Raw genomic sequence first — 25,174 nt, 5'->3', positions numbered from 1 at the left:
CAAGATTCACAAAGATAGTTAAAATTGGGTTGTTAATATAAGTTTGCAGGATACAGTAACTGCATTCCAGTGGACAATTTGTGGAAAAGTTAAGAAAATAGTAGTTGCAACAGAGATATCTTTTTGTCCCTGGGCATCTTTTAATATAGTTTCCTCTCTGTTCTGTTAAAAGGAGAGTTTTCTTACTATCGAAAATATTGTTTTTTTCTGATCTTCTCTGGGCTAAGATCCTACAGGGGTCATCAATATATTCTACTTCTTTATAAAAAGCCTTTTTTAATATGTTTTTTGTTATAAAATAATCTTTTACCTTTTTATCTATATATATTTTTTGAAAATTAAAACCTGACATGTTTTTAACTCATCTTGAAAAGCTCAGATATTTTCTCTTTCTCTGACATATTTAATAATGCCCTGCTGACTCTTTTTAGCTCTTCTTTATTTTTTATTTTGAATTCGATGCTGAATTCCTTTTCTTCAAAATATTCAGGGGATCGGAAGATAATCCCTTTTGGGAGTTCTAAATCTTTTATTATATTAGCAAAGGACTTTTCCATTGATGTCAATTGAGGAAACCTCTTTCTTTTCAAGAGATCTCTAATCTTTGATGATCTTTGAGAAGCGGTTATATTCTTATTGTTTAAAACATCTTGAATCTCCTTGCAATCGGTAATATCCTTAACAGAAATCTTATCTTTTTGACATATTTCTTCTAAAAATAGAAGAACCTCTCTAAGTTTATTTGAGCTTAATCTCAGCGGTAATATAAACCGAAAGATATCCTTTTGTTCCTTTTTAGTAAATCTTATCCATTGGAAAATGTTTTTTAAAGAGATGTTTTCCTCAACAATATAGGTCTTTATTTTTTCATCCAAATCTAATAAACCAAAAAAATCTTTCAGTTGTTTTTTATTAAAATCTAGACCAAGGAGAGGAAGAAATTTTTTTTTATACTCTTTGGTGTCTATTTTTATTCTCTCAAAGAGGTTATTTAAAATCATGGCTTTTTCAACAATATTGAAAGACCTTAAAGTTAAGTTTTCATAAAAATTAAGATAAAAAGCCTCTTTATCTTTTAAATCATTTTTAGAATAGACAATTGCCTTGATACTTTTGATACCCAGTTCTCCACAGGCAAAGACCCTTTTAAATCCAGAGATAATCTGATATCTATTTTGCATATCTCTCAAGATAATAGGGGTAATAATCCCGATTTCCTTAATGGAATTGATGAGGGTATCAGACCTTAAAGGAAAGGTTATTAAAAACTCTTTATCTTTGATATCAATATCTTTTATACTGACTAACTTTAATTCTGAGGTTTTCTCTAGAGAATTTATTTTCATTTTCAATCTTCCTTCATTAACTTTGGTTATGTTTTTCTATTAAATTAATATATTGATTGCCCTTCTTAATTTTTCCTCTCTTAAAATAACCATTTGCTAAGATTCGACATTTTTTTATCAGTTCTTCCCTTGCCTTTTTTCTATAGTTCTGACTCAGATGATCATCTTTTAGAATTTTTAAGAGAGCCTTTACCCGATATATGTCGTTCCCCCAAGACCTTTTTGAAAGCTGGCCAGGATGTCCCCCTCTCTTGATAATCAGCTTCTTATCTATAAGAAATACAGGATATTGAGAAGATATCCTCAACCACATGTCGTAGTCTTCACAAACAGGGAGGGATTCATCAAAAAGTCCGATATCATTAAAAAGTTCCCTTCTCATCATAACAGAAGAAGGGCTGACGATGCATAGAGAAAGGCACTTTTCAAAAATCCAACCAGAATATTTCTTATGTTTGTTCATGGGATTAACCCTGATCCCTTTTCTCATCCAGATTTCATCCGTATAGCTTATGAAGATATCGTTTTTATTATTCATCAAATCTGTTTGAATCTTTAACTTATCCCTTTTCCATAAATCATCAGAATCTAAAAAAGAAACGTATTCTCCACTAGACTCAAAGACACCTCTGTTTCTTGCACCACTTACCCCTCTGTTTTTTTGAAAGATATACTTTATTCTTGGGTCACGATATTCTTTGATCATATCTTTTGTACCGTCAGTTGACCCATCATCCACTATGACTAACTGAAAATTCTCATATGTTTGGTTTAAAACAGAACCAATGGCTTCGCTCAACAATTCTCTTCTGTTGTAAGTTGGCATGATAATCGATACTAAAGGCATTATTTATCTCTTAATATTTTAATTCATTAATGATAATAACTTGGGATAAATATATATGAAAACTCTTAATGCGGCCGATAGAGGAGGATTCTTATCTTATCTATCTTTTGATATAGCCTCATCTATCATTGAAAAGATAGATGATGTTGTAAAGGGCTTTCTTATGAATCCAAAGGCTCCCTCTGCCAAGGCTAAATTGATATCATCATCAACAACCTGACCTGTTACCATCACTATCTTTGCCTTCTCATCAATCTTCTTGACCTTTTTGAGAAAATCTATCCCATCAATTCCAGGCATGGTTATATCAGTAAATATCAAATCAAATTTCTCTTTCCTAAGAAGTGATAAGGCTGCTCTTCCGCTCTTCTTTGTATTGATGAAATGTCCTTCCCTCTTCAGTATCTCTTCAAAAAGGCTCCTTATCTCCTTTTCATCATCAACGACCAAGATTTTTAAAATGGGTTGTCTTCTAGAAGCCTTTTTATAACCTCTTGCAATTTTTGTATCTTTTAATGATTCTTTTATAATAGGTAATTTAATAGTAAACACTGATCCTCTGTTTTCCTTACTCTCCACTTCTATCGTACCATTATGATTACGAATGATTCCGTAAGAAACTGAAAGGCCTAATCCAGTTCCTTTCTCAGAACTCCCCCCCAAAGGACCTTTAGTCGTAACAAAAGGTTCAAAAATTCTCTCTTTTAATTTTGGGGGAATTCCACATCCTGTATCAGCAAATTTTAATTCGATATAACCATCCCTGTTTCTCAATTCTACGATTAATTTTCCACCTTTTGGCCGCATAGCATCCCTTGCATTCGCAAGAAGATTCAAACAGACATGGGAAATCTGGCCAGCATCGCAGTAAGTTTTAGGAACCTTTGAAAATTTTCTCACAATACGTATATTATCCTTTTCAAACTCTCTCTTTACCAAAGCAATACTGGTATCAACAGCATCACGGATATTTATATGCTCCCTTTTTGATTCGTGTTTTCTAGCAAAGGTCAAGAGGTTATCTGTTATGCTCTTAGCCCTTGCAGAAGACTTTACAACAACCTCGAGAGCCTTTTTCATCTTCTCGAGGTCTTTTGTAATAAGACCTAATTCAGCATACCCAAGCATTGCGGTGAGGATATTATTAAACTCATGCGCAATACCTGCTGCGAGAGTTCCAAGTGCAGCAAGCTTTGAAGAGCGAATAAGCTTTTCCTCCATATATTTACGCTCTGCAATATCTCTTAATATAACTGATCTGCCTATTCTATTTCCCTTCTCATCTTTAATAATTGAAATGGTCAGATGCACATCGATCTTCTGACCATCTTTGGTTACTCTCTCAGTCTCTATATCAGTAACGAACCCCTTTTCATATACCTCTCTTATGATATTTGAAAGACCGTGTAATGATTCTTTTGGAACCAATATACTATATGGCTTACCAATAATTTCTTCAGCCTTGTGACCGAATATGAATTCTGCTCCTCTATTCCAGGATGTTATATTTTCTCTTTCATCCACACTTATAATTGCTTCAGCAGTATGGGTTGTGATATTAGCAAGGAGTTTTAAATCCTTCTCAATTTTTTTTCTCTTTGATATATCTCTTACAAAAGTAAGTATGATTTCATTTTTATCAAGTTTAAAAAAAGAGGCGCTTAACTCTACTGGAACAGCAGTTCCATCTTTTTTTATATAAGATGATTCAAAGACCGACTTCTTTACACCCTTAATCTTTTGAATAATATCCGAGGCTTTTTCTTTCATTGCTGGTGAAAGGATATCTTCCATTGACATTTCTAATAGCTCATCTTTTTTATATCCCAGCCATTGACAGGCATTCGTATTAACATCCAAAATATTTCCTTCAAAATCGTATATAAATATCGAGTCGCTGGCATGTTCAAAAATCTGTATATATCTCTCTTCAGCTAATTTTAATGAAGATGTTAGTTTAAATTTCTCGACAGTCTTTTCAATAATCTTTGGCAGTATTTTTAAATATCCCTTTTCTTTGACTACATAATCATCTGCACCTATCTTTATTGCCTCAGCAGCTATATCTTCATGACCTGGATCAACAAGCATAATCAGGGGAACTTTAAATCCATTCTCTACTATTCTTTTAACCAGCTCTCTTGAGTCCATATCTGACAGTGAGTCATCTGTTAAAAGAATACTGTATTGATCGCCCTTGATTTTTTCAAGCGCTTCTTTTCCTCCTTGAACGGATTCTACAATGGATATACCCTTAAGTTTCCCAATCTCTTCCTTAAGAGAGAATTCAGAATCAGATTTTTTTTCGTCTTCAGCTAACAAGATTACGTAGTTCTTTTCCTTCATACAGAAATTCCCTCTATCTATATCATTAATCTATTTATATATCTCAGGAGAAATAATGGAGGAAAGGAGACTTCTCTTATAAAAAGGGAAATTACCACAAAAGTTTTCATATGTGATTCCCTAAAAAGAATTTAAATAAAAAATAACAGATTTTTGTAGAAATGTCAATGAGTTAATAGGCATAGATTAAAACGATAGAAAAGGAAGTGGCTATATCTTTGCAATGATAAAATAAATAGAATAACAAATAATGAGTTTTGTTTGTGTGGCATGTCTTGTTTATTCTTTTACCCGAATCATCCCCTTTTTCCCCTCAACAATCTCTCCTATCTGGACAGCTGAAAGGACACCCTTAGACTTTGAGAGACGATCGAGCATTTCTTGAGACTTTTCTTTTTGAACAGAGATCAAAAGACCCCCTGATGTCTGGGCATCAGCCAGTACAAGCTTTTCTTCTTCAGAAAAATTATCCTCCCATATTATCTTGTCTTTTACATATTTTAGATTTGCTGTTGTGCCTCCAGGAACAATACCCTCTTTAGCCAAATCCCATGCCTCTTTCAATACAGGGACTTTGTTTAGAGAAATGTTTGCCATAACTTTGCTGGCTGATACCAGCTCATAAAGATGGCCCAATAATCCAAAGCCTGTAATATCAGTACAGGCATTAACTCCGATTTCCATCATTATTTCAGAAGCAGATCTATTTAATGTGCTCATCACCTCTACAGCTCTATCTATGGTCTTTTGAGTTACACATTCTCTTTTAATCCCTGTATTAATAATTCCCAATCCAAGAGGTTTTGTTAAGATAAGGACATCACCCCCTCTTGCCCCTGCATTCGTAACAACTTTTTCTTTTTCTATAATTCCATTTACGATAAGGCCATACTTTGGTTCGGGATCATCTACACTATGGCCCCCAACAATTGGAATACCGGCTTCTTTTGCCTTATCCCTTCCTCCTTTTAAAATATCTTGAAGTATGGTTAAGGGAAGGGTCTTTGTTGGGAAGCAGACAATGTTTAACGCAAATATCGGTTTTGAACCCATAGCATAGATATCACTTAAAGAATTGGCAGCAGCTATGCTTCCAAACTGATAGGGGTCATCTACCACAGGGGTAAAGAAGTCTACGGATTGAACGAGTGCCTGATGGTCATTGAGAGAATAGACAGCAGCATCATCTGCTGCATCTGTACGAACAATAAATCTTGGGTCATTAAGCTTTGGCATTTTGCACAGAACCTGCGCTAGGTCTTTCTGACCAATTTTACAGGCTCAGCCTGCACCATGACTTAAAGTTGTTAGTCGAATCTTTTCTTCTTTCATGATTTTTCTCTTAAAAAATAAATTTTCTATCTAAATAATATATCTTATAAGGCCTATTAGTCAAATCGCTATTTTCAATAGTATCCGAGAAAATTCTAGAATTATATACAAGGCTTTTTTAACAGATTACCTATCTTTAATTTTTGAAAATAAGATTTTATGAAAATTAAGAATGATTAATTGAGATAAATATTAATAAAGAGAAAAGATTTTAGTCTTTTGAAATGATTTTTTTTAAACCATTTTCATCCAGGATATCTATATTTAATCTTAGGGCGTCTTGATATTTAGTCCCTGGGTCTTTCCCAGCGATAACATAGTTTGTATTCTTGCTGACTGACGATGTAACTCTTCCGCCGAGCTCTTCGATGGCCTTTTTTGCCTTTCTGCGGCTGAAAGATTCCAGAGCACCTGTTAGGACGAACTGCTTTCCTTCGAGAGTTGCCTTTTTCTGTTTGCCGGTCTCTCTCGATGTTTTGATGCCGGCCCTTTTCAGTCTTTCGACAAGGCCGCAGTTGCTCCTCTGGCTGAAAAAATTGACAATGCTCTCCGCAATTCTCGGGCCGATCTCCTCGATTTCTTCGAGGCTTTCCCTGTCTGCTTCTGCTAGCTTGTCGATGGAGGGATACTTTTCCGAGAGTATCTGGCTGGCTCTTTCTCCGACATGGCGGATGCCGAGCGCAAAGAGAACTCTTTGAAATCCTGCATTCTTACTTTTTTCTATTGCTTCTTTTAGGTTTTGCGCAGACTTCTTCCCCATCCTTTCCAAGCCCGCAAGGGTATTTTCATCTAATAAATAAAGGTCTGCAAAATCCTTTACATAGTTTTTTTCAACCAGTTGTTCGATAATGCTGGGACCGAGATGCTCGATGTCCATGGCGCTTCTTGAAGCGAAATGCTGGAGCCTTTTCTTTATCTGGGCAGAACAAGAAGGGTTGGTGCATCTTGCAACAGCCTCTCCTTCAGGTCTAAAAATAGGTGATTGGCATACTTTACAAATTTTTGGAAATTTAAAAATTTTTTCTTTTCCTGTTCTTTCAGCTGTTATAACTTTTATGACCTTGGGGATGACATCCCCTCCCTTTTCAATCAGGACAGTATCCCCCACCCGTATATCCTTTCTCTTTATCTCATCCTCGTTGTGCAGAGTGGCCCTGCTTATGGTCGAGCCGGAGAGAGAGGTAGAATCGAAAATTGCAACAGGGGTCACAGCGCCTGTACTGCCCACCTGCACCTCGATGTTTCTGATTGTTGTTCTCGCCTGTTTTGCCGGAAATTTAAAGGCAATGGCCCATCTCGGGTGCTTGCTGGTCTCTCCAAGCAACTTCTGCTGAGGAAAAGAGTTGACCTTGATGACAAGGCCGTCGGTATTGTATTCTAGTTCTTCTAATTTTTCTTTCTTTTGATTATAGTAGTTAAAAATCTCTTCAAAATTTTTTAATGGTTTTTCACTATGCGGAACAACCTTAAAACCTAATTCTTTTAAAAACTCAAGTGACTTTAACTGAGTTTCAGGACGGAGCCGTTCATCGATAAAGATGATATTATAAAGAAAGATATCGAGCGGTCTCTTTGCTGTTATCTTCGGGTCTAAAAGCCTCAATGAACCGGCAGCCGCGTTTCTCGAATTGGCAAAGAGGGATTCCCCTTTCTTTTCCCTCTCTGTATTGATTTTTTCAAAGGCGTCTCGGCTCAGGAAGACCTCTCCCCTTACTTCAAGATATTCTGGGGAGGGCTTTGAGTCCTTTATTTTTAGTGGAATGCTCTTTATTGTCCTGAGATTTGATGTAATATTTTCACCTCTGGCACCGTCGCCTCGGGTCGCCCCTCTTGTTAAGACCCCGTTTTCATAGATAAGGGCCACACCGAGCCCATCTATTTTAAGCTCTGCAATATATTCAAAGGATTCTTTAGGAAGAAGTCTTTTTATCCTCTTTTCAAATTCTTTAACCTCTTCAATAGAATAGGCATTATCAAGGCTCAGCATGGGAACTCTATGTTCAACAGTGGGAAAGCCTTCTACAGGTTCTCCCCCAACCCTTTGTGAAGAGGAATAAGGCGACACAAACTCAGGGTTCTCCTCTTCCAGCTTTATTAATTCAGACATGAGCTGGTCAAATTCATAATCTGTTATCTCAGGGTCGTTATCGATATAATATCTTTTTTCGTGATAGCGAATTTTTTCGTTTAATTGTTCTATTCTTTTTTTGATTTCTTTTTTGGATGTTAAAATAATCGATTACCTCAGATCAAAGTTCTAAAGTAATATAGTATCCATTACTGCCCCTTTGTACAAGAAGCAATATACTGTCTCTATTTCTAGCTGATATTATACCTTTTTTAAAGTCCTCAATGTTATTTATTCTCTGTTGATCTATCTGCCTGATGATATCTCCTGGTTCAATTCCTATCCTGTGGGCAAGACTGTTTTTTTGGACCTCTTTTATGAGAACACCTTTTTTTGTAAAAAGCCTATATTTTTTTATATGAGAAGGAGTAATGTTCTCCACCGATACTCCGAGCAACTCCTTGGCGATTTCCAAAGCCAAGTTTTTGGGGAGGGCTTTCGCAGTAATCGATTTTGTTAATTTTTTATTGTGTCTAAAGAGGGTAAGTTTGACCTTATCATCAGGGGTAAAGGCAGATATTTGCCCTCGATAATCTCTCTTATTTTTTATTACAATGTCCTCTATTGATATAATGATATCCCCAACCTTTAATCCACTTCTGTCTGCTGGACTCTTTTTATAAATCTTAGATATCAATACTCCTTCATCCTTAAAATTAAAATATTCTGCCAGCCTTTGAGTGATATCCTGGACAGCAACACCTAGCCATGCTTCATGAACTCTTCCATAAGCTATAAGGTCATCAATAATGCGCTTGGCTTTATTGATCGGTATGGCAAAGCCTATTCCTTCTCCCTTTTGATATATAGCCGTGTTGATCCCAATGACCTCACCGTTTATATTTATGAGAGGTCCCCCACTATTCCCAGGATTTATGGAGGCATCTATCTGGATAAAATCGTGATATATTTTATCCTCTGGACCTTTTATAGACCTTCGCGTAGCGCTGATTACTCCAGAGGTTACTGTATGAGAGAGACCAAAGGGATTTCCTATCGCGATAATCGTTTCCCCGATTAAAAGGTCATCTGAACGACCCATCCTTGCGAAGGGAAGCTTATCTTTCGAATCTATCTTAATGATAGCAAGATCAGATTTTACATCAGCACCAACAACCGTAGCCTGATATTCTTTTTTGTTGCTGAGCGTTACATTGATTTTTGTTGCCCTTGATACCACATGGGCATTCGTCAAGATATATCCCTTGGGATTGATTATTACTCCTGAGCCGAGACTTTGTTTTTTAAAATTTCTCTGGGGAAAGGCTTTGTAGAAATCCCTAAAGAATTCTTCAAAAAAGGGCTCTCTAAAAGCAGAAAAAGGATTAATCCTCTCTTTTATAATCTCTTCTGTATTGATATTAACAACAGCAGGGCTGACCTTTTCAACCGCCAATACAATCGCATTTCTTCTTATAGATAATTCGCTACTTAAGAGAGGATTTGCTGAAGTTAAAAATAATGGGAGGATACCTACTATAATAAGGAAGATAAACTTTGCCAAATCTTTTTTATTAGAACCAGACATGAGAGTGAAAATTAGAGAGAGTTAACCGGTTTTCACAGCTATAAATATAGTGTTCTCACCTCTCTTTACTAGAAAAAGAATCGTACTCTTTTCTTTTATACTCTTCATAAGCCTTCTGTAATCTGCTATATTGCTAACCTTCTGCCTGTTTATTTCTTTTATAATATCTCCTTGGCGCAATCCAGACTCCCATGCAAGACTATCCTTTTCTGTATTTGATACAATAACCCCTTTCTGATCTTCTAGGTCAAAATATTTTGCAATTTCTGGTGTAATTTCTTGGACACTCATACCAAGTGTCTTTTCGATATCCTGAGAAATCTCTGCCCTTGTTTCCTTCAGTTGTTCTATAGTAACCTTAAATTTCTTTTTTGTTCCATTTCTAAGGACAGTTATGTTTACCCTTGTGCCGGGTTTTGTTACAGCTACGACTCTTGGTAACATTTCCATGGATTTAATCTTTTTTCCTTCATATTCTATAATTACATCTCCTCTTTTAATTCCTGCCTTATCCGCGGGCCCATTCGCTACAACATCGGATACCAAAGCCCCTTCAGATTCTGATAGATCAAAGGACTTGGCGAGATCAGGAGTTATCTTCTGAATAAGCACGCCTAACCATCCCCGAACAACTTTGCCCTTTGTTTTTAAGTCATCTAAAATATCAGTAGCAATATTTATGGGTATGGCAAAGCCAATTCCTTGACCTCCTGAATAGATTGCTGAATTTATTCCAACAACTTCACCTCTCACATTTAGCAACGGACCGCCACTGTTCCCTGGATTAATAGATGCGTCAGTCTGGATAAAATTATCATATGGACCAGCACCTATGATCCTTCCTTTTGCACTCACCACACCAACAGTTACTGTTTCACTGAGACCAAAGGGATTACCAATGGCCATCACCCACTCCCCGACCCTAAGGGTATCAGAATTACCTAGTTTAGCAACAGGGAGATCGACTTTTGCTTTAATCTTTATAAGGGATAGGTCTGTCTTAGGGTCTGTTCCTATAACCTCTGCATCGAATTCTCTTTCATCATGAAGGGTAACCTTTATCTCGGTTGCCCGTTGTACGACATGATTATTAGTTAGGATGAGGCCATCTTTACTGATAATAAACCCTGAACCAAGGCTCCTTCTCTTGATATCTCCTTGAGGAATATCTCCAAAGAATTTTTCAAAGAATTCCCGAAAAGGATCATCTTCTCTAAAAGGGCCTCGAAATCCAAATTCTCTTTGACTTTGTCTTTTAATTATCTGGGTGGTACTGATATTGACAACGGATGGCTTTTCATTTTCTGCGACCTTTATAAAGGTTTCGGGTCCAAAAGGGGCTTTTTTTGTATCATCTATAGCTAAAGCTGTCTTTGTGGTTAAGCCTAGTTTTAAATTATCGATAGTTTTATCAAGGTTATTAATGATAAGAAACCCTAGTATAATGAGAAAGATTATTAAACCTACGGTCCATTTCTTTGAAAAAACAGAGTTCTTCATCTCTACCTCAAATTTTAATTTCTTTTGATTTTATTCTATTGACCGAGCAATCTTTAAGAATTCTTCTTCTTCCAATTCTCCAACAAGGGCAATGGTAATACCTTTGGACTGCCATTCAAGGAGACGAACCAGCCCCACCTTATAAAAATTACCCATATTACCGTTAATATCAACAGGTCTTAAAGGGGTGTTATTCCTCGTATACATCTTCCCTGATGAATTTTCAAACAAAGAGATACCGCTAAGTCCATCTGAATAGTGAACATGGAGCTCCTTTGTGGTTTTTAAAGTCTTCACGCGTCCCCCAGTAAGAACGAAGCCTTTGGGAAGGATTTTAGGAAGCTGTACTCTAAAGTCTACGAGAGATTCTACACTCACCATTGCTAAATTTCGTTTTTCCTTTATTGCATGGAGGCTGGTGTTTTTAGGGACCCTTAAGACGAATTTATTCATATCATGGGGCGGGGTAAAATCTATTTTCGAATAGAAAGAGAGGGTGATTAATTTATTTTCTGGGCTATAAATCTCTGTTTTTAATCCAATTCCTCTTTCTTTATCTATCCAGATTTTGTATCTAACCCTTTTTTCATTATTTTTTGGGGCAAGCTCAACAAGGGTTGATTTTCTATCTGCAATTTTTATGTCATCATCGATAATTTTAATCGAATAATTCTTTTTTAATAGGTCTATATTTTTGAAAAGCGTATAAGCCCTGTCTGCAAGAGGGTCAACAGAACGTTTTATAACTCTCTTTTCAGAAGGGATATACTCCCAGAGGTTTTTCCCGTCTTTTAAAATTATACGTTCATCTTTATTGTCCAAAGTTTTCAAAACCTTTTTTTCTAAGCCTGGTCTTATACGAATGATTTGGTAACGAATGACATTTGGGTTTGGGGTATAAAAATTAAATATAAATCTCTCTCCTTGGTAAGAGCTCCTAAGCTCTGCTTCGGTTATCTTTTTGAGCAATTCTTTAACGCTCTTTTCTTGAGCAAAGACGCTTTGAGGAGATATAAAAAAGGTAAAGAATATTAATGAAAGAACAATATTAAGTTTTTTCATTGAGCGGTTCATTATAGCTCTCATTTATCTTGAAGGCTGATAAGTTACTGATTCTATTATTCCTTCTCGGAAAACATCGGGAGTTTCTGAAGCTTTAATTGCATATTCATTTATATAATAATTTATATCTTTTTCTGCTACCAGAGTTGTATCTTTTTGTACAAGCTCATAAACGGTCTGAAGTTTATCTTTTTGGATCCAAGAGAAAACCATCAAGCCTATCAACAGGGCTAGCGTAGCTCCGGAGAGAGAAAAGGTAATAATGGGTCTTCTCATTAATGAAATGAACCAATCTCTTATAATGAATAAAGGCTTATTTAAAAAGAACGGATTTCTCTCTTTCTGATGGGCAGGAAGATTATAAATAATATTCATTAAAGTAGGTGAAAATTCTTCGCTTGGTTGAGGAGCAACCCAGGACAGACCTTCGTTTTGACATTCATTTTGAACTTTACCGATAATTTTTAGTTCTTCCCTGCAATGTTCGCACGATTTAATGTGCCTTTTCAGACTAAGGGTTTCTCGTAGATTCAATTCATTGTCAATAAAAGCCGATATCAGTTCTTGAAAATTTTTACATTTCATTTTTCACCTCATACCTTTATATAATTTTCTAACTTTGTTCTCAATTCTCTTCTGGCCCTAAATAATCTTGAACGCACTGTTCCACTCGGACAATCCAGAATCTTTCCAATTTCTTCGTATGAGAGCCCCTCAACATCCCTCAAGACAAAAATGGTTCTCTGTTCATGATTTAAGGAACCAATGGCCTCTTTTATCTTTTTGGACAACTCGTGACGTTCAATTAATAGTTCTGTATCAGTTAAATTATTAGATGTTAAGGTATATTTCTCTAAAGGTTCGTTCGTTTCCAAATTTTCATATTGATGTCTTCTCTTTGACTTTATGTAATTGAAGCATGTATTTACTGTAATACGATAAATCCATGTTGAAAATGAGGATTTTCCTTTAAAATCATTTATTGCATTATATGCCCTGAGAAATACCTCCTGAGCTATATCTTCCACTATATCAGGTTCATTCGTTAAACGAAATATCAGATTGAAGATTCGCCTCTGATACTTAAGTACCAGAATTTCAAAGGAATTTGTATCTCCCCTCTTACATTTCTCTATGAGTATGTTATCTGCTTTACTTAAAAGCAATCCTTTTATGCTTAAAGATTTAGACATTTCAAATAGAAAGAAAGTTCCTCATTTTTTTCGTTAATTATAGGCGGAAGTTAAGAAACTGTCAATGAATAAGGTGAGAAGAACCTTGCTTTTTAAGAATCAGCAAGTGAACTTTTTTGCTGTTTAGAAAAGATACTCATTGATTTACCAAAATCAGAAAAATTTAAAGAGAGGATTGAAAAGCCTTAGAGAGGTAAAGTTTTAGAGTTTTTGACCAGCTATTCCTTGTTCTTGTTCCACAGTTTCATCGATCTGATGTAGTTTTCGATGAGTGATTTTTGATATTCATTGATATTTTCAAACTCAATACCAATATGATACTCATTATTCTTTTCTTTACACCGCACAACCCTACCAGAAATATTGGGTAGAGAAGTGTTATCTGGAGACAAAAGACTGAGATAGATTTTCGAATCCTTAATACAGGGTTGATAGGAAATAATTCCTGCTCCTAACGGAGAAATATCAAAGACCCTTGCTCTTATTTCTGATTGAGTTTGTACGTTTTTCGGATAGACATTAATGAGAGCATATCCTATGATTTCTCTTTTTGCTCGACGTCTTTCTTTTTGTGATATGGTTTTCATATCCAAACCACCTATAAATTTGAAGATTAAAGTCTAAGCTTTTTATCTTATCGGCATTTATCCATTAAACTTTAATATGTTTTTTATAGATTGGGCGTTAAAAGAGGTATTAATCAAAAACTTTTAATTACAATAGGATATTGTTCATTTTTTGTCTTTAGAAAGTAAAGGGACGAAAAAAGGCAATGCTTAAGTTTTTTGAAAAAGAAATTTTTCTGCTCCAGCAATAGCGTCTCAGCTATTATCTTACTAAACCAGCTTTGTTCATTTTTTGCTTGCCCAAAAAACGAACCAAAAAAGGGCATCTCTTGCTTTTTTAAACGGAATTTTTCTGCAATCGCTGTGAACGATTAACCAATCCTTTTTACCTTTCTTGCTCACCCAAGAAAGGTAACTAAAGAAGGGTGCCCCCCTGCTTTTTTAAACGTGATTTTCCTGCAATCGTTCGGCGAGGAAGGAAACTCGCTTCGCTCAAACACCCTTCCTCTTTTCTCCTCACTCAATTGTAAAATCCCTAAAAAGCAGAAGGGGGTTTTAAAAAACCTCTTGATTTCCTCAATCAATTGTCAAATCGCTTTGCGATTCTCCGGAGGAAAAAATACCTAAAAAATCGAAAGGGGGAAGTTAAATTTGAAGCCCAACGATTGAGCTAAGTGGTTGGGTAAGGCTGGCGACTTACCCAGTCCATCTCCAGTGCATAGCTTATTCACTTATTAGTAACCTAGCTCTGCCAAGCGCTCTTCGCTGATTCCCAAGAAATGAGCAATTTCATGAACCACCGTGATTTCGATCTGTTTTTCGATTTCCTCGATTGTATCACACATTTCCTCTATTGGTTCTTGAAACAGAAAAATCGTGTCCGGATATAGTGGAGGTTCTACTGCAGAACGCTTCATCAATGAAACGCCTTGGTAGACACCTAATAGAGAGTGATCTGGTGGCAAGCCCATTTCTTTGAGCAATTTGCGGGAGGGGCGCTTCTGGACGGAAATCAAAACATTGTCTAGGTGTCCACGAATTTCACTCGGTATACGGCGGATCGACCCAGTAGTAATCCTGTCGAATTCCTTCTGGCTCAACTTCATTTAATACCTATAATACCTATTATTACGTTTCGTTCATTTCTTGTATTTAGAAAGCAAACGAACCAAAGAAGGACACCCCCTCGATTTTCTTAACGGGATTTGCCTACTTTCGCTTCGGCGAAGCAGCAAACTCAGGCCTTGCTCTCAAACAGTTGCTTCTTTTTCCGCTTGCTCTCTTGTCAAATCCCTAAAAATCGAAAAGGGGATTAAATTTGAAGCCTAACGCCGGAGTGCAGCATAATTGCGTCCGGTTGAGCCATTGGTTAGCTGATGTCGTGGATGGCATAAGGCTGCAATCTTACACCATATCAATATCCTCCCGCAAGGCGATCTATTTGCTGAGCTTGACCGCTGTCCCTATTATCCAGCTGAGGGCTCGCATTAATGTGCGACGCCTTGTTATCCGCTGATATTAAAACAATCAGAAGAACTGTAGTTCTCCAAAAGGTTTCTCAATTACTAAAGGTTGTAAGCCTGTCCTATAAAGAATGGCTCGAACAGGAGTTTCGAATAAATTGCCACGATTCATGTAGATACCAGTATCAATATAATAAGGAATGCTTAAAACGACTTTTGAATCTCCCGGATATACAGTCGATCCATCTGTTTGATGATCAGCTCGAAAGAAGCTTACACTTCTACTACTTCGATCTGGCATATATTGCTGAACTTCTTCAGGATGCTCTAATACACGAGCTGGAAGCTCTAGATCAATATGAAAAGAAGAAAGTGGATCGCTACCTAAGTTTTGAAGGATGACTTGCAAGAGATAGTCATGCCGCTCAGAAAGAATCTTGATTTTTTTGTATGAAATATCAAGATCAATATAATCACTAATCCCTACAGCCTCACCTTCGATCTCTGATAGGGCTGCATCTTCAGCACTTTTTTTCCATTCTCGGAGAACTTCAACAGTGTATCGAACAGGATCATTATCCACTAGTTTTGCGCAATTCTGACAAAGCCAAATTCCATTATCGGCGGATTTGCGTTCATCGCTAGATAAGCTTGAATCATATCGTGGGCCTCCAGTTGCAGCAGCAGTGATATGCGAACCTACGCCAATATTCACGATTTTTGTTTCTTCAGTTCGTGGTCCAGTTGTTAACTTACGGCAGCTCGGATTTGAGCAACGAACACCAACGCGCTTTGCTAGAATATCAAGTGTTTGTTGAGTAAAATCATCGCGCATTTATAATTTCTTTCTTAATGCTTCAAAATATCATTCGCAAGTTGAGTAGCAATCACGTAATGTTTGGTTGCAATTGTTGACGAATTTCTTGTTTATGCTTTTTCTCTATTGTGGTAAGTTTATATTCTATCATTAGATATGGATTTCTACAACATCTTTGTCCTTAAGGATATAATCCTTCTGAACCTTTTGTCCATCAAATCGGGCTGAACCCCAAACTCTTGCATATTTTAGCTTTGATAAAAAGTCTTTATGTATCTCTCTGCAAAGATCAAGCACCGTCGAGCCCCTCTTCAGGGTAAAAGGTTTTTCAAAGTCAGGGTCTTTGCCTGGCTGCTTGGAATAGACCCTTATGATTTCCATGAGGTTGAAGATTGCTTTCTTTAATAAATCCTGTTTGTCTGTCTGTTTTGATGAAAAGGGAATAACCGGGTAGCTGTCCCTTAAGCGGTCTTCAAGATTGTTAAAACCTTTCTCAGCTCCAAGAACATCAAACTTTGTCCCTACAATTATACCTCTCTTTGAAACGCCACGTTCAGAAGACTTTTCGCCAGGCTTGAGGACATGAATATTCCACGATTTAAGGGTTTCGATAAGGAGTTCGGCAGACCCCGCGGGATTTTCTATCAGGTCAACGAGAAGGATGATGCCGTCTGTAAGCCTTATGATGGAGGATACCCACCCATCTGTTGACTCATTTCCCAGGGGAGGGAGGTCAACGAGCTGTATTTGTATATCTTCAAAGGGCATCATTCCTGGAAGGGGTGTCATGGTTGACATTGGATAATTGGCTATAACTGGTTCAGCATTGGTGAGTGAGGCGAGCAATGATGACTTTCCAGAATTTGCAAGTCCCACAAGAGCGGCTTGGGATGAGCCTTCTCTTTCAACCTTATAGAGGTCAAAGCGGGCTCCCTTTTTCCTCTTTTGATCTATTGACTCTTCTTTGAGCTTTGAGAGGCGTCTTCTCAGATCTGCCCTGAGCTTGTCAGTTCCCTTATGTTTTGGAACAGTTGCTATAAGAACCTCTAAGGCTGCAATCTTTTCGACAGTGGTTGAAGCCTTCTTAAAGTGTCTTTCTGCCTCAAAATATTCTGGGGGAAGATTGGCTGGCATAATATTATTTTAACATAAAATAAAAGCAAATCAAAACAGTGATTATCTTGAAAAGTTGGGTTTGATAGAAATTAGGTTTCTCTTGTTATATTCTTTTTTAAAAGAAAAGGGAAGAGAATGGGAAACCTATATGAATTCAATAGTTAGAGCAGTGGTCTTTATCTGTTTTAAGTTTTTGAACCACGATATTTTCCCTGTTAAGAACCTCAACCTCATAATATTCGTCGTGCTCGATAATTTCTCCAAGACGGAGGTCTGGATTTTCAAGGGAAGCAAGATTTTCCTTAAAAACTTCCTCTGCTTCCTCTTTGGTTATCCTTAAGTCAGGACCCTTGGTTCCCCACTCCCAGCAGGGATGCCAGCGATCGTCACCAAAAGGAGAGTCTTCCAAACCGCTTCCGCCAATAACCAGCCCGTGACCCAGCCCAAAACCTCCTCTGAAACCAAGGCGATCGGCTAAGACCAAATCTGTAATTGCAAAAACCAAGATTAATGCAACAGTGCCTATTATTATCTTTTTCATTCTGTTACCTCCGTAAACACATCCTTTTATAAATAATAGCAGTCCTTTTTCTTATTAAAAGTATATGAAAATATAAAAAAAGCAACAGTTTTCCCAAAGAAGGCTAAAATCGTCAATATCTTCTGGGCTATAACCCATAAGTAAATTCTCCCATTTTTTAATGATAAAAAATAATATGAAAAAAATTTTTTTATTATTTTTTTTTATGAAAAAAAACTTGACAATATTTTTTTTTCCTTTATAATTTTCTTAAAAATGGAAAAAGAGATGAAAAATAAAAGGAAATCATCACTCAAAGAAGAACTGAAGGGATGTCTAATCAGGATAAGAGGGGCTTATTCAGACCTCTATTCAGCAGAAAAAAAGGTGGCTGATTATATATTGGATAATCCCCAGGAAATTATGCATTTATCTGTTACTGAAGTTGCCAGCCAAAGCAGGGTCAGTGAGGCAACTGTAGTAAGATTTTGCCGGTCTTTAGGCTACAAGGGATATCAAGATTTCAAACTGACATTAGCAAGGGATACCGTATCTCCGATTAAAACCATACATGAAGATTTGGAGAAATCTGATGATATAGGAGCAATAACGCATAAGGTCTTTCAGAATAATATCCAGGCTCTAAAAGATACGTTAGAAGTTCTCGATATAAAAGAAATGGAAAGGGCAAAAGAGGTCTTAATGAAAGCAGAGAAGATACTGATAATAGGAGTGGGAACATCCTCTCCTAATGTGATGGATGCATATAATAAGTTTTTTAGAATAGGGTTGAATTGCTCCTCTCAAACAGATAGTCATCTGCAGGTAATGGAGGCCGCTCTTTTGAAAAAAGGGGATGTATTGGTAGCGATATCTCATTCAGGAAGCACTAAAGACCCTATAGAGACCCTTAAGGTTGCAAAGAAGAGGGGAGCTACTACGATATGTATAACAAATAATTCCCTTTCTCCTATTACAAAAGAGGCAGATATAAAACTTTTAACAGCATCAAGGGAAACACGATTTAAGAGTGAAGCCCTTGCTTCAAGAATTGCTCAGACAAGTATCATTAATGCGCTGTTTATGGCTCTTTCTCTTCATCGTTTTAATAAAACCCTGAGATATACTAAGCTCATTGAGGAGTCAATTGTTGTTAAGCAATATTAGCCTGTAGAAAGGGATAATATATGGTGGATCTGAGAACCTTCATCTTTCTTGATAGTTTGCAACCGCAACTCGTCTCTTATATCGGCACAACAGCAAGAGGATTTCTTCCCATATCAGGAATGACATCCCTTTTTATTGAGATTGCGCCTGGTATCGAGATAAACAGGCTGACAGATATTGCCCTGAAAAAAACAGATGTTAGGCCTGCAATGCAGATTGTAGAAAGAGCATATGGTCTTTTAGAGGTGCATTCCGATTCTCAGGGTGAGGTGAGAGAAGCAGGAAAGGCAATCCTGGATGAGTTAGGGTTAGAAGAAAGTGCAAGGATGAAGCCAAGGGTTGTGTCGAGTCAGGTCATTCGAAAAGTAGATGATTATCAAAGCCAACTGATAAACCGAGACCGTTACGGCTCAATGTTAATACCTGGACAAACTTTATATATTTTGGAGGTCGAGCCTGCGGGGTATAGTGCCCTTGCCGCAAATGAGGCAGAGAAGGCCTCTGATGTTACCTTAATAGAGGTGAGGTCCTTTGGAGCCTACGGCAGGCTTTATTTAGGAGGAGAGGAGAGGGATATTGAGGTGGGGAGTGAGGCCGCCCTGCGATCTCTCGAATCAGTCAGCGGAAGAAAAATATAGGAAAGGAGGTAAGAAAATGGGTGATGCATTAGGGATGATTGAAACAAAAGGTTTCATCGGAATGGTAGAGGCATCTGATGCTATGGTTAAGGCAGCAAAGGTTGAATTAATTGGTTTTGAAAAGATCGGCGGAGGATATGTAACAGCAATTATCAGAGGTGACGTAGCTGCTGTGAAGGCTGCTACTGAAGCTGGATCAAGGACAGCCGAAAAGGTTGGAGAACTGGTTTCTGTACACGTCATACCTCGACCCCATGAAAACGTGGATAGAGTTTTGCCTCTGGGTAAAAGAAAAGGGGGTCCTAAATAGGAGTAAAAAATGCTCTTGGGAAAAGTTATAGGAACAGTTGTCTCAACCCAAAAGGAAGAGCAATTAAAAGGATTCAAGTTTTATATTGTCGAGCAGGTTGATGCAAATAACCATCTAACTGGTGATACAATCGTTGCGGTCGATTCTGTCGGTTCTGGCATAGGTGAGATTGTCTTATATGCAACAGGTAGTTCTGCAAGACAGACTAAGATTACAGAAAATAAACCGGTAGATGCGGTTATCGTCGCTATCGTGGATACCTGGGAGGTGGAAGGAGAAGTTAAGTATAAAAAAGATTAGTATTTCACAGGAGGATTTTTAGATGAAACTTGATGAAGGGCAGATACGCTCTATCGTGGATAAGGTCGTCTTGAGGTTGGTTAAGGAGGAAAAAGAAGAGTTATTGCCCAAAAATACCTGTGTTGTTGAAGAGCCCATAGGGATATTCCCAGACATTAATTCTGCTATAAGTGCTGCTTGTGAGTCTCAAAAAAAGCTCGCATCCTTGCCTTTAGAAAAAAGAGAGGAGATTATTCTTTCTATAAGAAATTCTGGCATAAAAAACTCTGAACACTTGGCAAAGCTGGCTGTTGAAGAGACAGGACTGGGACGCTGTGAAGACAAGATTAAAAAAAATCTCTTAGTATCCAATCTTACACCAGGTATAGAAGACTTAAAACCAATTGCTTTTTCCGGGGATCATGGCCTGACTATAACAGAAAGAGCACCGTATGGGGTTATCGGTTCGATTACCCCTGTGACCAATCCCTCTGAGACAATTATCAATAACAGCATAGGGATGATTGCTGGAGGGAATTCAGTGGTATTTAATCCTCACCCCAAAGCAAAAAAAGTCTCTTTAAAAACCATAGATTTTTTAAACAGGGAGATTGTTGAGAACGGAGGACCTGAAAATCTCTTAACAACCCTAGAAGATCCAACGATTTCCACAGCTCAAGAGCTTATGAACCATCCAGGAATAGACCTTCTTGTTGTTACAGGAGGTCAAGATGTTGTAAGGGAGGCCAAAAAAAGCGGAAAGAAAGTTATTGCAGCAGGTCCTGGCAACCCTCCTGTGGTTGTGGATGAAACCGCTGACATAGAAAAGGCCGGCAAAGATATTGTTGATGGTGCTTCTCTGGATAATAACATCGTCTGTACAGACGAAAAAGAGGTCTTTGTGGTGGATAAAGTCTTTGATGAACTGAAAGAATCAATGAAAAAAAACGGCGCCTTTGAATTGAATCAGCACCAGGGCAAGAGGTTGAAGAGACTCATCCTGGAGGAAGATAAGGGACCAAATACTCCTTCCATCATAAACAGAAAATTTGTAGGCAAGGATGCTAAGGAGTATTTAAAAGCTCTTGATATCGATTATAAAGGGGAAGTCAGACTGCTGATAATGGAGACAGAAAAAGACCATCCCTTTGTACGGACAGAGTTATTGATGCCGATTCTTCCGATTGTCAGGGCAAGGGATGTGGATGAGGCGATTGGTATGGCCATAAAAGCAGAAAGCGGAAGAGGCCATACAGCTTCGATGTTCTCAAAAAACATAGAAAAGCTGAGCAAGATGGCACGGCTGATTAATACATCGATTTTTGTGAAGAATGGCCCTTCGTACGCTGGTCTTGGTCTGGGAGGTGAGGGCTATACATCCTTTACCATAGCTACTGGAACAGGAGAGGGGCTTACAACTGCAAAGACCTTTACACGGGAGAGGAGATGCACCCTCGTTGATTACTTCAGAATCGTATAAGGAATAAGATATGAAAAAGGGTCAGCAATTTAAGCCGATTATACAAGATATTCAAGAGAGGCTCATCTATAGCGAGCCCTCATTGGGCCTTTTAGAGCTGAATAGTATTGCAAAAGGGTTAAAGGTCTGCGATGAAGTACTGAAACAGGCCTCTGTTGATTTGATAGAAGCCGCTCCCATATGTACAGGAAAGTATCTCATCATTATTGGGGGTGAGGTAGATTCAGTCAAATCATCCTTTGATAGGGGGCTTGAGTTAGCCGGAGTTAATATCGTGGATTCGCTCTATCTTCCTAAAATCGATAGAAAGGTCTTCCCTGCTCTTTTAGGCATCCAGAAGGTAGAAGAGATAGAATCGTTGGGCATCATAGAAACTGTCTCAGTGGCTTCATCCATCATTGCAGCAGATATTGCTGTAAAGACTGCAGAGGTAGATCTCATAGAGATTCGTCTGGCTCAAGGTTTAGGGGGCAAGGGCTTTGTTTTAGTTTCAGGAAATTTGAATAATGTATTGGCATCCATAGAGGCAGGAATTATTCCCATAAGAGAAAAGGGGCTTTTATTAAAGGAGGAGATTATTCCCTCCCCGGACAGCCTCCTTATTAATAAAATCTTTCTGGGAAGGTAAGTATATGCAGTTAGGCAGGGTAACAGGGAAGGTCGTTGCAACAAGAAAATTGGATTCCATTGCCAATCTCAAGATGCTTATTGTTCAGCCGCTTGATCAGGACAAAAGACCTATGGGCAAAGAAATTGTTGCCATAGATACGGTTCAGGCAGGGCAAGAGGATACGGTCTTTTTTGTCACGGGAAGAGAGGCATCCTTCCCCCTTCCAGAGGCTTTTAACCCTGTTGATGCAACAATTATTGGAATTGTAGATTCAATAGATTGATGGAAGGGAGAGAGCATTGGTTATTGGGAAAGTAATTAAAAGAATTGTTTCGACCGTTAAAAATAAAGAATATTCAAAATATAAACTTTTATTGGTTCAACCAACCTCTATCAAAAAGACTAAAAAAGAAAGACCCTTTCTTGCCATAGATCTTGTTCAGGCAGGTGAGGGGGATGAGGTGTTGGTTGTGAGAGAAGGGGGATCTGCTCGCATGAGCATAAAAAATAATAAAGCTCCTGTGCGTTCAGTCATCGTTGGTATTATAGATAGTATTAATATAGGAATATAGGATATGATGAATCATTCAGAGGCAAAAGAAGAAATCATAAGAATAGGCAGACTCCTCCATCAAAAGGGTTTTGTAGCGGCCAGTGATGGAAATATAAGTATTAAGGTAGGAGATGAGAGGATCATTACCACGCCCACAGGTCTGAGCAAGGGATTTCTGACAAAGGACCAGTTAGTGGTTATAGATAGAAAAGGAAAAAAGATTTCTGGGAAACTTGAGCCCTCATCCGAGGTCTTGATGCATCTTTGTGTATACGAAGAGAGAAAGGATGTGAGTGCGGTCATCCATGCCCATCCCCCAATCAGTACAGCCTTTTCAATATCAGGGGTCTCACTGGCAAGGTGCATGTTGCCGGAGGTCGTCTGCACATTAGGGGCGATTCCTACAACAGATTATGCAACCCCGAGCACTGAAGAGGTTCCTGAGGTCATAAGGGTACTCATTAAGAGTTATGATGCCTTAATCCTTGACAGACATGGTGCACTAACTGTAGGAAAAGACCTCTTTGAAGCCTATATGAAGCTCGAAAAAGTAGAGCATACCGCAAGTATTACCCTTGCAGCACGGCAGCTGGGAAATATAAGGTTTTTGCCTCAAGAAGAGGTAGAAAAGCTTGAAAGAATCTGCGGGACAAAGGTATCAAAGACAGAGAGCAGCAAATGTGTTGAGTGCGATGGATGCGGGCTTTCAGACCCTAAGGAAAAAAAAGAAGAAGAGGAAATTGTAAAGATAATTTACAACGAAGTGAAAAAAGAGATCTGTAAGACAAACTAGCCCTTCAAATAAACAAAAATATATTGACTAAATCCTGCCTTTTTGATAGAAAATAACTGAAGCGATTTTCTTTCATACTTTCTATTCATAATTTAAAAGATTCTCATTTGGATTCAAATTCCTTTTGTGAGTGGTTTTAAACTCAATTGTAAAACCTTTCAAAAAGAATAGAGCATGAGAAAAAATCTCAACGCTTCTCTCAAAATCTTCTTTCTTCTTTTTTCTTTTTTAATCCTGTTTTTCTTGCTGTCAGACTTCGCATATGCAGCACCAATTGGAAAATTTACCGATATCAAAGGCAGTGTCGATATTACCATGGTTGGGAAAGATTCCAGGCCGGCAAAGCTTGGGGATGGAGTCAATTTAGGGGATATTGTTCAGACAAAGAGTAAGTCTCAGGCAGAGGTTACCCTTGTTGATAGTAATATTATCAGGCTTTTGCCTGCCAGCCGGGTAAAGATAAGCGAATATCTGGTGGAAAAGGATCAGTCAAAAGAAATCCTCAACCTTTTTCGCGGTACGGTTCAAAGCATAGTAAAAACAGCTCATACAAGAATATTCGGGCTGGGAAAGAAGAACATATACGAGGTTCATACTCCCACTGCAGTTATCGGTGTGAGGGGAAGCGAATTCAAAGCCTTTTTTAAGAACGGAGTAAGTGGTGCGATATTCGATAAAGGGAGTGGTTACTGCTATAACATAAATCTCCCTGATATCCTTAAAAATATAAATGCAGGTCAGGGAATGCTGGTTTTAGACCCTACAGAGCCGCCTGTGATTAAGCCGGCAACAGACCCTTTGTTTCAGAAGTATATGGATGATTCAGGCTTAATGAAGTCAGGCCAGGACGTCAGCAAAGGAGATATCAAGATCACTGATGCAAGAGGAGAACCAATAAAGATGACTATGATTGAAATCCCAAGCGAAGACGCCCCGAAAGACAAGCCAATAGAGGTAGTCAAGGAAGACTGGAAGATCAATGCCGGCTATGACTATATTATTGATGCTGAGGGTCACAAGGCGAAGACGGTTAAGGGAAGCGACCTCATCCAACAGGGAGGCGTTCAGCTCAATCAAGAGCCGGAGCGCTTTGCAGTTGTTCCGTCTGGTGAGAGCCCCGAGGATATAGGAAAAGAAGTAGCCCTGGCTTTGTATATTCTTACAGGTGAAGCAGAAAAAGATCAGGAAAAAGAAGCGAGATTTCTATTGGATTATCATTTAAAAAATATGCGGGAAAAAATAGGAATGGATGTTACAGAGAAAGAAGATGATAGGAGTATTGTCCGGCATCTTCAGCCGATATTTATTTTTGATACAAACTGGGAACCTTCACGGGAAATCTTAGAGGCTTGGAACCTAATAGCTAAAGATGAGGTTAAACCCCACTTAGGCATACTATCCGGTACGGATTCTTCAACTACAGCTATTCCTGGAGGTGTATTATTTGGCGTGGACTCTATTTTTTCAGTTTATGGGACGCCGGAATCAGGAGACAAGAAAGATTCCGCAACTGAAAAAGCAACAGATATGTTTGCCTTTGAGTGGTTATCTCCCGATGATGATATCGCTATTGATGAATT

General features: G+C 38.0%; 26 protein-coding genes. 10 read left to right on the top strand and 16 right to left on the bottom strand.

What is annotated here, in order from left to right; translation table 11 throughout:
- From VMW81_01640 to VMW81_01565, 16 genes are all read right to left on the bottom strand, one after another.
- On the bottom strand, positions 1-352 hold a 352-nt coding region (locus VMW81_01640; protein ID HUU49644.1), incomplete at its 3' end, for a hypothetical protein.
- 4 nt (positions 353-356) lie between these two features.
- A complete protein-coding gene (locus tag VMW81_01635) occupies positions 357-1,346 on the bottom strand; it encodes a ParB/RepB/Spo0J family partition protein (GenBank protein ID HUU49643.1) in 990 nt (329 codons plus the stop codon).
- 16 nt (positions 1,347-1,362) lie between these two features.
- On the bottom strand, positions 1,363-2,193 hold the full coding sequence (locus VMW81_01630; GenBank protein ID HUU49642.1) for a glycosyltransferase: 831 nt from the start codon (positions 2,191-2,193) through the stop codon (positions 1,363-1,365).
- 96 nt (positions 2,194-2,289) lie between these two features.
- Positions 2,290-4,539 (bottom strand): PAS domain S-box protein, encoded by a 2,250-nt coding sequence (locus VMW81_01625; GenBank protein ID HUU49641.1) that lies wholly within the window; start codon positions 4,537-4,539, stop codon positions 2,290-2,292.
- Between the two features lie 279 nt (positions 4,540-4,818).
- On the bottom strand, positions 4,819-5,871 hold the full coding sequence (selD, locus tag VMW81_01620) for a selenide, water dikinase SelD (GenBank protein HUU49640.1): 1,053 nt from the start codon (positions 5,869-5,871) through the stop codon (positions 4,819-4,821).
- Between the two features lie 211 nt (positions 5,872-6,082).
- Positions 6,083-8,104: an NAD-dependent DNA ligase LigA gene (gene ligA, locus VMW81_01615; GenBank protein ID HUU49639.1), complete on the bottom strand. Its 2,022-nt coding sequence runs from the start codon at positions 8,102-8,104 to the stop codon at positions 6,083-6,085.
- A 16-nt stretch (positions 8,105-8,120) separates the two neighbouring features.
- Entirely contained in the window at positions 8,121-9,503 is a 1,383-nt protein-coding gene (locus tag VMW81_01610; protein ID HUU49638.1) for a Do family serine endopeptidase, read from the bottom strand.
- A gap of 45 nt (positions 9,504-9,548) precedes the next feature.
- The gene (locus VMW81_01605; GenBank protein HUU49637.1) at positions 9,549-11,027 is read right to left on the bottom strand and encodes a DegQ family serine endoprotease; all 1,479 of its coding nucleotides are present in this window, start codon (positions 11,025-11,027) and stop codon (positions 9,549-9,551) included.
- A 30-nt stretch (positions 11,028-11,057) separates the two neighbouring features.
- A complete protein-coding gene (locus tag VMW81_01600; protein ID HUU49636.1) occupies positions 11,058-12,089 on the bottom strand; it encodes a sigma-E factor regulatory protein RseB domain-containing protein in 1,032 nt (343 codons plus the stop codon).
- A gap of 24 nt (positions 12,090-12,113) precedes the next feature.
- Entirely contained in the window at positions 12,114-12,674 is a 561-nt protein-coding gene (locus VMW81_01595; GenBank protein HUU49635.1) for a zf-HC2 domain-containing protein, read from the bottom strand.
- Positions 12,675-12,682: 8 nt separating this feature from the next.
- Positions 12,683-13,255 (bottom strand): sigma-70 family RNA polymerase sigma factor, encoded by a 573-nt coding sequence (locus tag VMW81_01590; GenBank protein ID HUU49634.1) that lies wholly within the window; start codon positions 13,253-13,255, stop codon positions 12,683-12,685.
- Between the two features lie 245 nt (positions 13,256-13,500).
- Entirely contained in the window at positions 13,501-13,869 is a 369-nt protein-coding gene (locus VMW81_01585) for a PilZ domain-containing protein (GenBank protein HUU49633.1), read from the bottom strand.
- A 713-nt stretch (positions 13,870-14,582) separates the two neighbouring features.
- Positions 14,583-14,954: a metallopeptidase family protein gene (locus VMW81_01580; protein HUU49632.1), complete on the bottom strand. Its 372-nt coding sequence runs from the start codon at positions 14,952-14,954 to the stop codon at positions 14,583-14,585.
- A 421-nt stretch (positions 14,955-15,375) separates the two neighbouring features.
- Positions 15,376-16,146, bottom strand: a complete 771-nt coding sequence (locus VMW81_01575) for a hypothetical protein (GenBank protein ID HUU49631.1) — start codon at positions 16,144-16,146, stop codon at positions 15,376-15,378.
- Positions 16,147-16,278: 132 nt separating this feature from the next.
- Positions 16,279-17,262: a TGS domain-containing protein gene (locus VMW81_01570; GenBank protein ID HUU49630.1), complete on the bottom strand. Its 984-nt coding sequence runs from the start codon at positions 17,260-17,262 to the stop codon at positions 16,279-16,281.
- Positions 17,263-17,398: 136 nt separating this feature from the next.
- A complete protein-coding gene (locus VMW81_01565) occupies positions 17,399-17,785 on the bottom strand; it encodes a hypothetical protein (GenBank protein ID HUU49629.1) in 387 nt (128 codons plus the stop codon).
- A 267-nt stretch (positions 17,786-18,052) separates the two neighbouring features.
- Here VMW81_01565 and VMW81_01560 point away from each other — a divergent pair, with 267 nt between their 5' ends.
- The 10 genes from VMW81_01560 to VMW81_01515 form a co-directional block, all read left to right on the top strand.
- Positions 18,053-18,931, top strand: coding sequence for a MurR/RpiR family transcriptional regulator (locus tag VMW81_01560; GenBank protein ID HUU49628.1), 879 nt, complete (start codon positions 18,053-18,055; stop codon positions 18,929-18,931).
- Positions 18,932-18,951: 20 nt separating this feature from the next.
- The gene (locus VMW81_01555) at positions 18,952-19,569 is read left to right on the top strand and encodes a hypothetical protein (GenBank protein HUU49627.1); all 618 of its coding nucleotides are present in this window, start codon (positions 18,952-18,954) and stop codon (positions 19,567-19,569) included.
- 16 nt (positions 19,570-19,585) lie between these two features.
- Positions 19,586-19,879: a BMC domain-containing protein gene (locus VMW81_01550; GenBank protein HUU49626.1), complete on the top strand. Its 294-nt coding sequence runs from the start codon at positions 19,586-19,588 to the stop codon at positions 19,877-19,879.
- 9 nt (positions 19,880-19,888) lie between these two features.
- Positions 19,889-20,179 carry a EutN/CcmL family microcompartment protein gene (locus tag VMW81_01545; protein ID HUU49625.1) on the top strand — a complete coding sequence of 97 codons (291 nt, stop codon included), beginning with the start codon at positions 19,889-19,891 and terminating at the stop codon, positions 20,177-20,179.
- A gap of 22 nt (positions 20,180-20,201) precedes the next feature.
- Positions 20,202-21,638 (top strand): aldehyde dehydrogenase family protein, encoded by a 1,437-nt coding sequence (locus tag VMW81_01540; protein ID HUU49624.1) that lies wholly within the window; start codon positions 20,202-20,204, stop codon positions 21,636-21,638.
- Between the two features lie 10 nt (positions 21,639-21,648).
- On the top strand, positions 21,649-22,266 hold the full coding sequence (locus tag VMW81_01535) for a BMC domain-containing protein (protein HUU49623.1): 618 nt from the start codon (positions 21,649-21,651) through the stop codon (positions 22,264-22,266).
- A gap of 4 nt (positions 22,267-22,270) precedes the next feature.
- Positions 22,271-22,531, top strand: a complete 261-nt coding sequence (locus VMW81_01530) for a EutN/CcmL family microcompartment protein (protein ID HUU49622.1) — start codon at positions 22,271-22,273, stop codon at positions 22,529-22,531.
- A 16-nt stretch (positions 22,532-22,547) separates the two neighbouring features.
- Positions 22,548-22,820, top strand: coding sequence for a EutN/CcmL family microcompartment protein (locus VMW81_01525; protein HUU49621.1), 273 nt, complete (start codon positions 22,548-22,550; stop codon positions 22,818-22,820).
- A gap of 3 nt (positions 22,821-22,823) precedes the next feature.
- On the top strand, positions 22,824-23,594 hold the full coding sequence (locus VMW81_01520; protein ID HUU49620.1) for a class II aldolase/adducin family protein: 771 nt from the start codon (positions 22,824-22,826) through the stop codon (positions 23,592-23,594).
- Positions 23,595-23,768: 174 nt separating this feature from the next.
- Positions 23,769-25,174 (top strand): FecR family protein (locus VMW81_01515; protein HUU49619.1); only part of this gene is annotated, 1,406 nt, incomplete at its 3' end.

Source organism: Nitrospinota bacterium (assembly GCA_035528715.1).
Classification (GTDB): Bacteria; JADFOP01; JADFOP01; order DATKYB01; family DATKYB01; genus DATKYB01.
Note: the sequence above shows the minus strand (reverse complement) of the source record. Positions and strands in the feature narration are given on the sequence as shown.

What these genes read in the sequence shown, in the direction of transcription:
- VMW81_01635 (HUU49643.1), bottom strand. Translation starts at nt 1,346, where the DNA reads ATGAAAATAAATTCTCTAGAGAAAACCTCAGAATTAAAGTTAGTCAGT.
- VMW81_01630 (HUU49642.1), bottom strand. Translation starts at nt 2,193, where the DNA reads ATGCCTTTAGTATCGATTATCATGCCAACTTACAACAGAAGAGAATTG.
- VMW81_01625 (HUU49641.1), bottom strand. Translation starts at nt 4,539, where the DNA reads ATGAAGGAAAAGAACTACGTAATCTTGTTAGCTGAAGACGAAAAAAAA.
- VMW81_01605 (HUU49637.1), bottom strand. Translation starts at nt 11,027, where the DNA reads ATGAAGAACTCTGTTTTTTCAAAGAAATGGACCGTAGGTTTAATAATC.
- VMW81_01600 (HUU49636.1), bottom strand. Translation starts at nt 12,089, where the DNA reads ATGAAAAAACTTAATATTGTTCTTTCATTAATATTCTTTACCTTTTTT.
- VMW81_01595 (HUU49635.1), bottom strand. Translation starts at nt 12,674, where the DNA reads ATGAAATGTAAAAATTTTCAAGAACTGATATCGGCTTTTATTGACAAT.
- VMW81_01585 (HUU49633.1), bottom strand. Translation starts at nt 13,869, where the DNA reads ATGAAAACCATATCACAAAAAGAAAGACGTCGAGCAAAAAGAGAAATC.
- VMW81_01580 (HUU49632.1), bottom strand. Translation starts at nt 14,954, where the DNA reads ATGAAGTTGAGCCAGAAGGAATTCGACAGGATTACTACTGGGTCGATC.
- VMW81_01575 (HUU49631.1), bottom strand. Translation starts at nt 16,146, where the DNA reads ATGCGCGATGATTTTACTCAACAAACACTTGATATTCTAGCAAAGCGC.
- VMW81_01570 (HUU49630.1), bottom strand. Translation starts at nt 17,262, where the DNA reads ATGCCAGCCAATCTTCCCCCAGAATATTTTGAGGCAGAAAGACACTTT.
- VMW81_01565 (HUU49629.1), bottom strand. Translation starts at nt 17,785, where the DNA reads ATGAAAAAGATAATAATAGGCACTGTTGCATTAATCTTGGTTTTTGCA.
- VMW81_01560 (HUU49628.1), top strand. Translation starts at nt 18,053, where the DNA reads ATGAAAAATAAAAGGAAATCATCACTCAAAGAAGAACTGAAGGGATGT.
- VMW81_01555 (HUU49627.1), top strand. Translation starts at nt 18,952, where the DNA reads ATGGTGGATCTGAGAACCTTCATCTTTCTTGATAGTTTGCAACCGCAA.
- VMW81_01550 (HUU49626.1), top strand. Translation starts at nt 19,586, where the DNA reads ATGGGTGATGCATTAGGGATGATTGAAACAAAAGGTTTCATCGGAATG.
- VMW81_01545 (HUU49625.1), top strand. Translation starts at nt 19,889, where the DNA reads ATGCTCTTGGGAAAAGTTATAGGAACAGTTGTCTCAACCCAAAAGGAA.
- VMW81_01540 (HUU49624.1), top strand. Translation starts at nt 20,202, where the DNA reads ATGAAACTTGATGAAGGGCAGATACGCTCTATCGTGGATAAGGTCGTC.
- VMW81_01535 (HUU49623.1), top strand. Translation starts at nt 21,649, where the DNA reads ATGAAAAAGGGTCAGCAATTTAAGCCGATTATACAAGATATTCAAGAG.
- VMW81_01530 (HUU49622.1), top strand. Translation starts at nt 22,271, where the DNA reads ATGCAGTTAGGCAGGGTAACAGGGAAGGTCGTTGCAACAAGAAAATTG.
- VMW81_01520 (HUU49620.1), top strand. Translation starts at nt 22,824, where the DNA reads ATGATGAATCATTCAGAGGCAAAAGAAGAAATCATAAGAATAGGCAGA.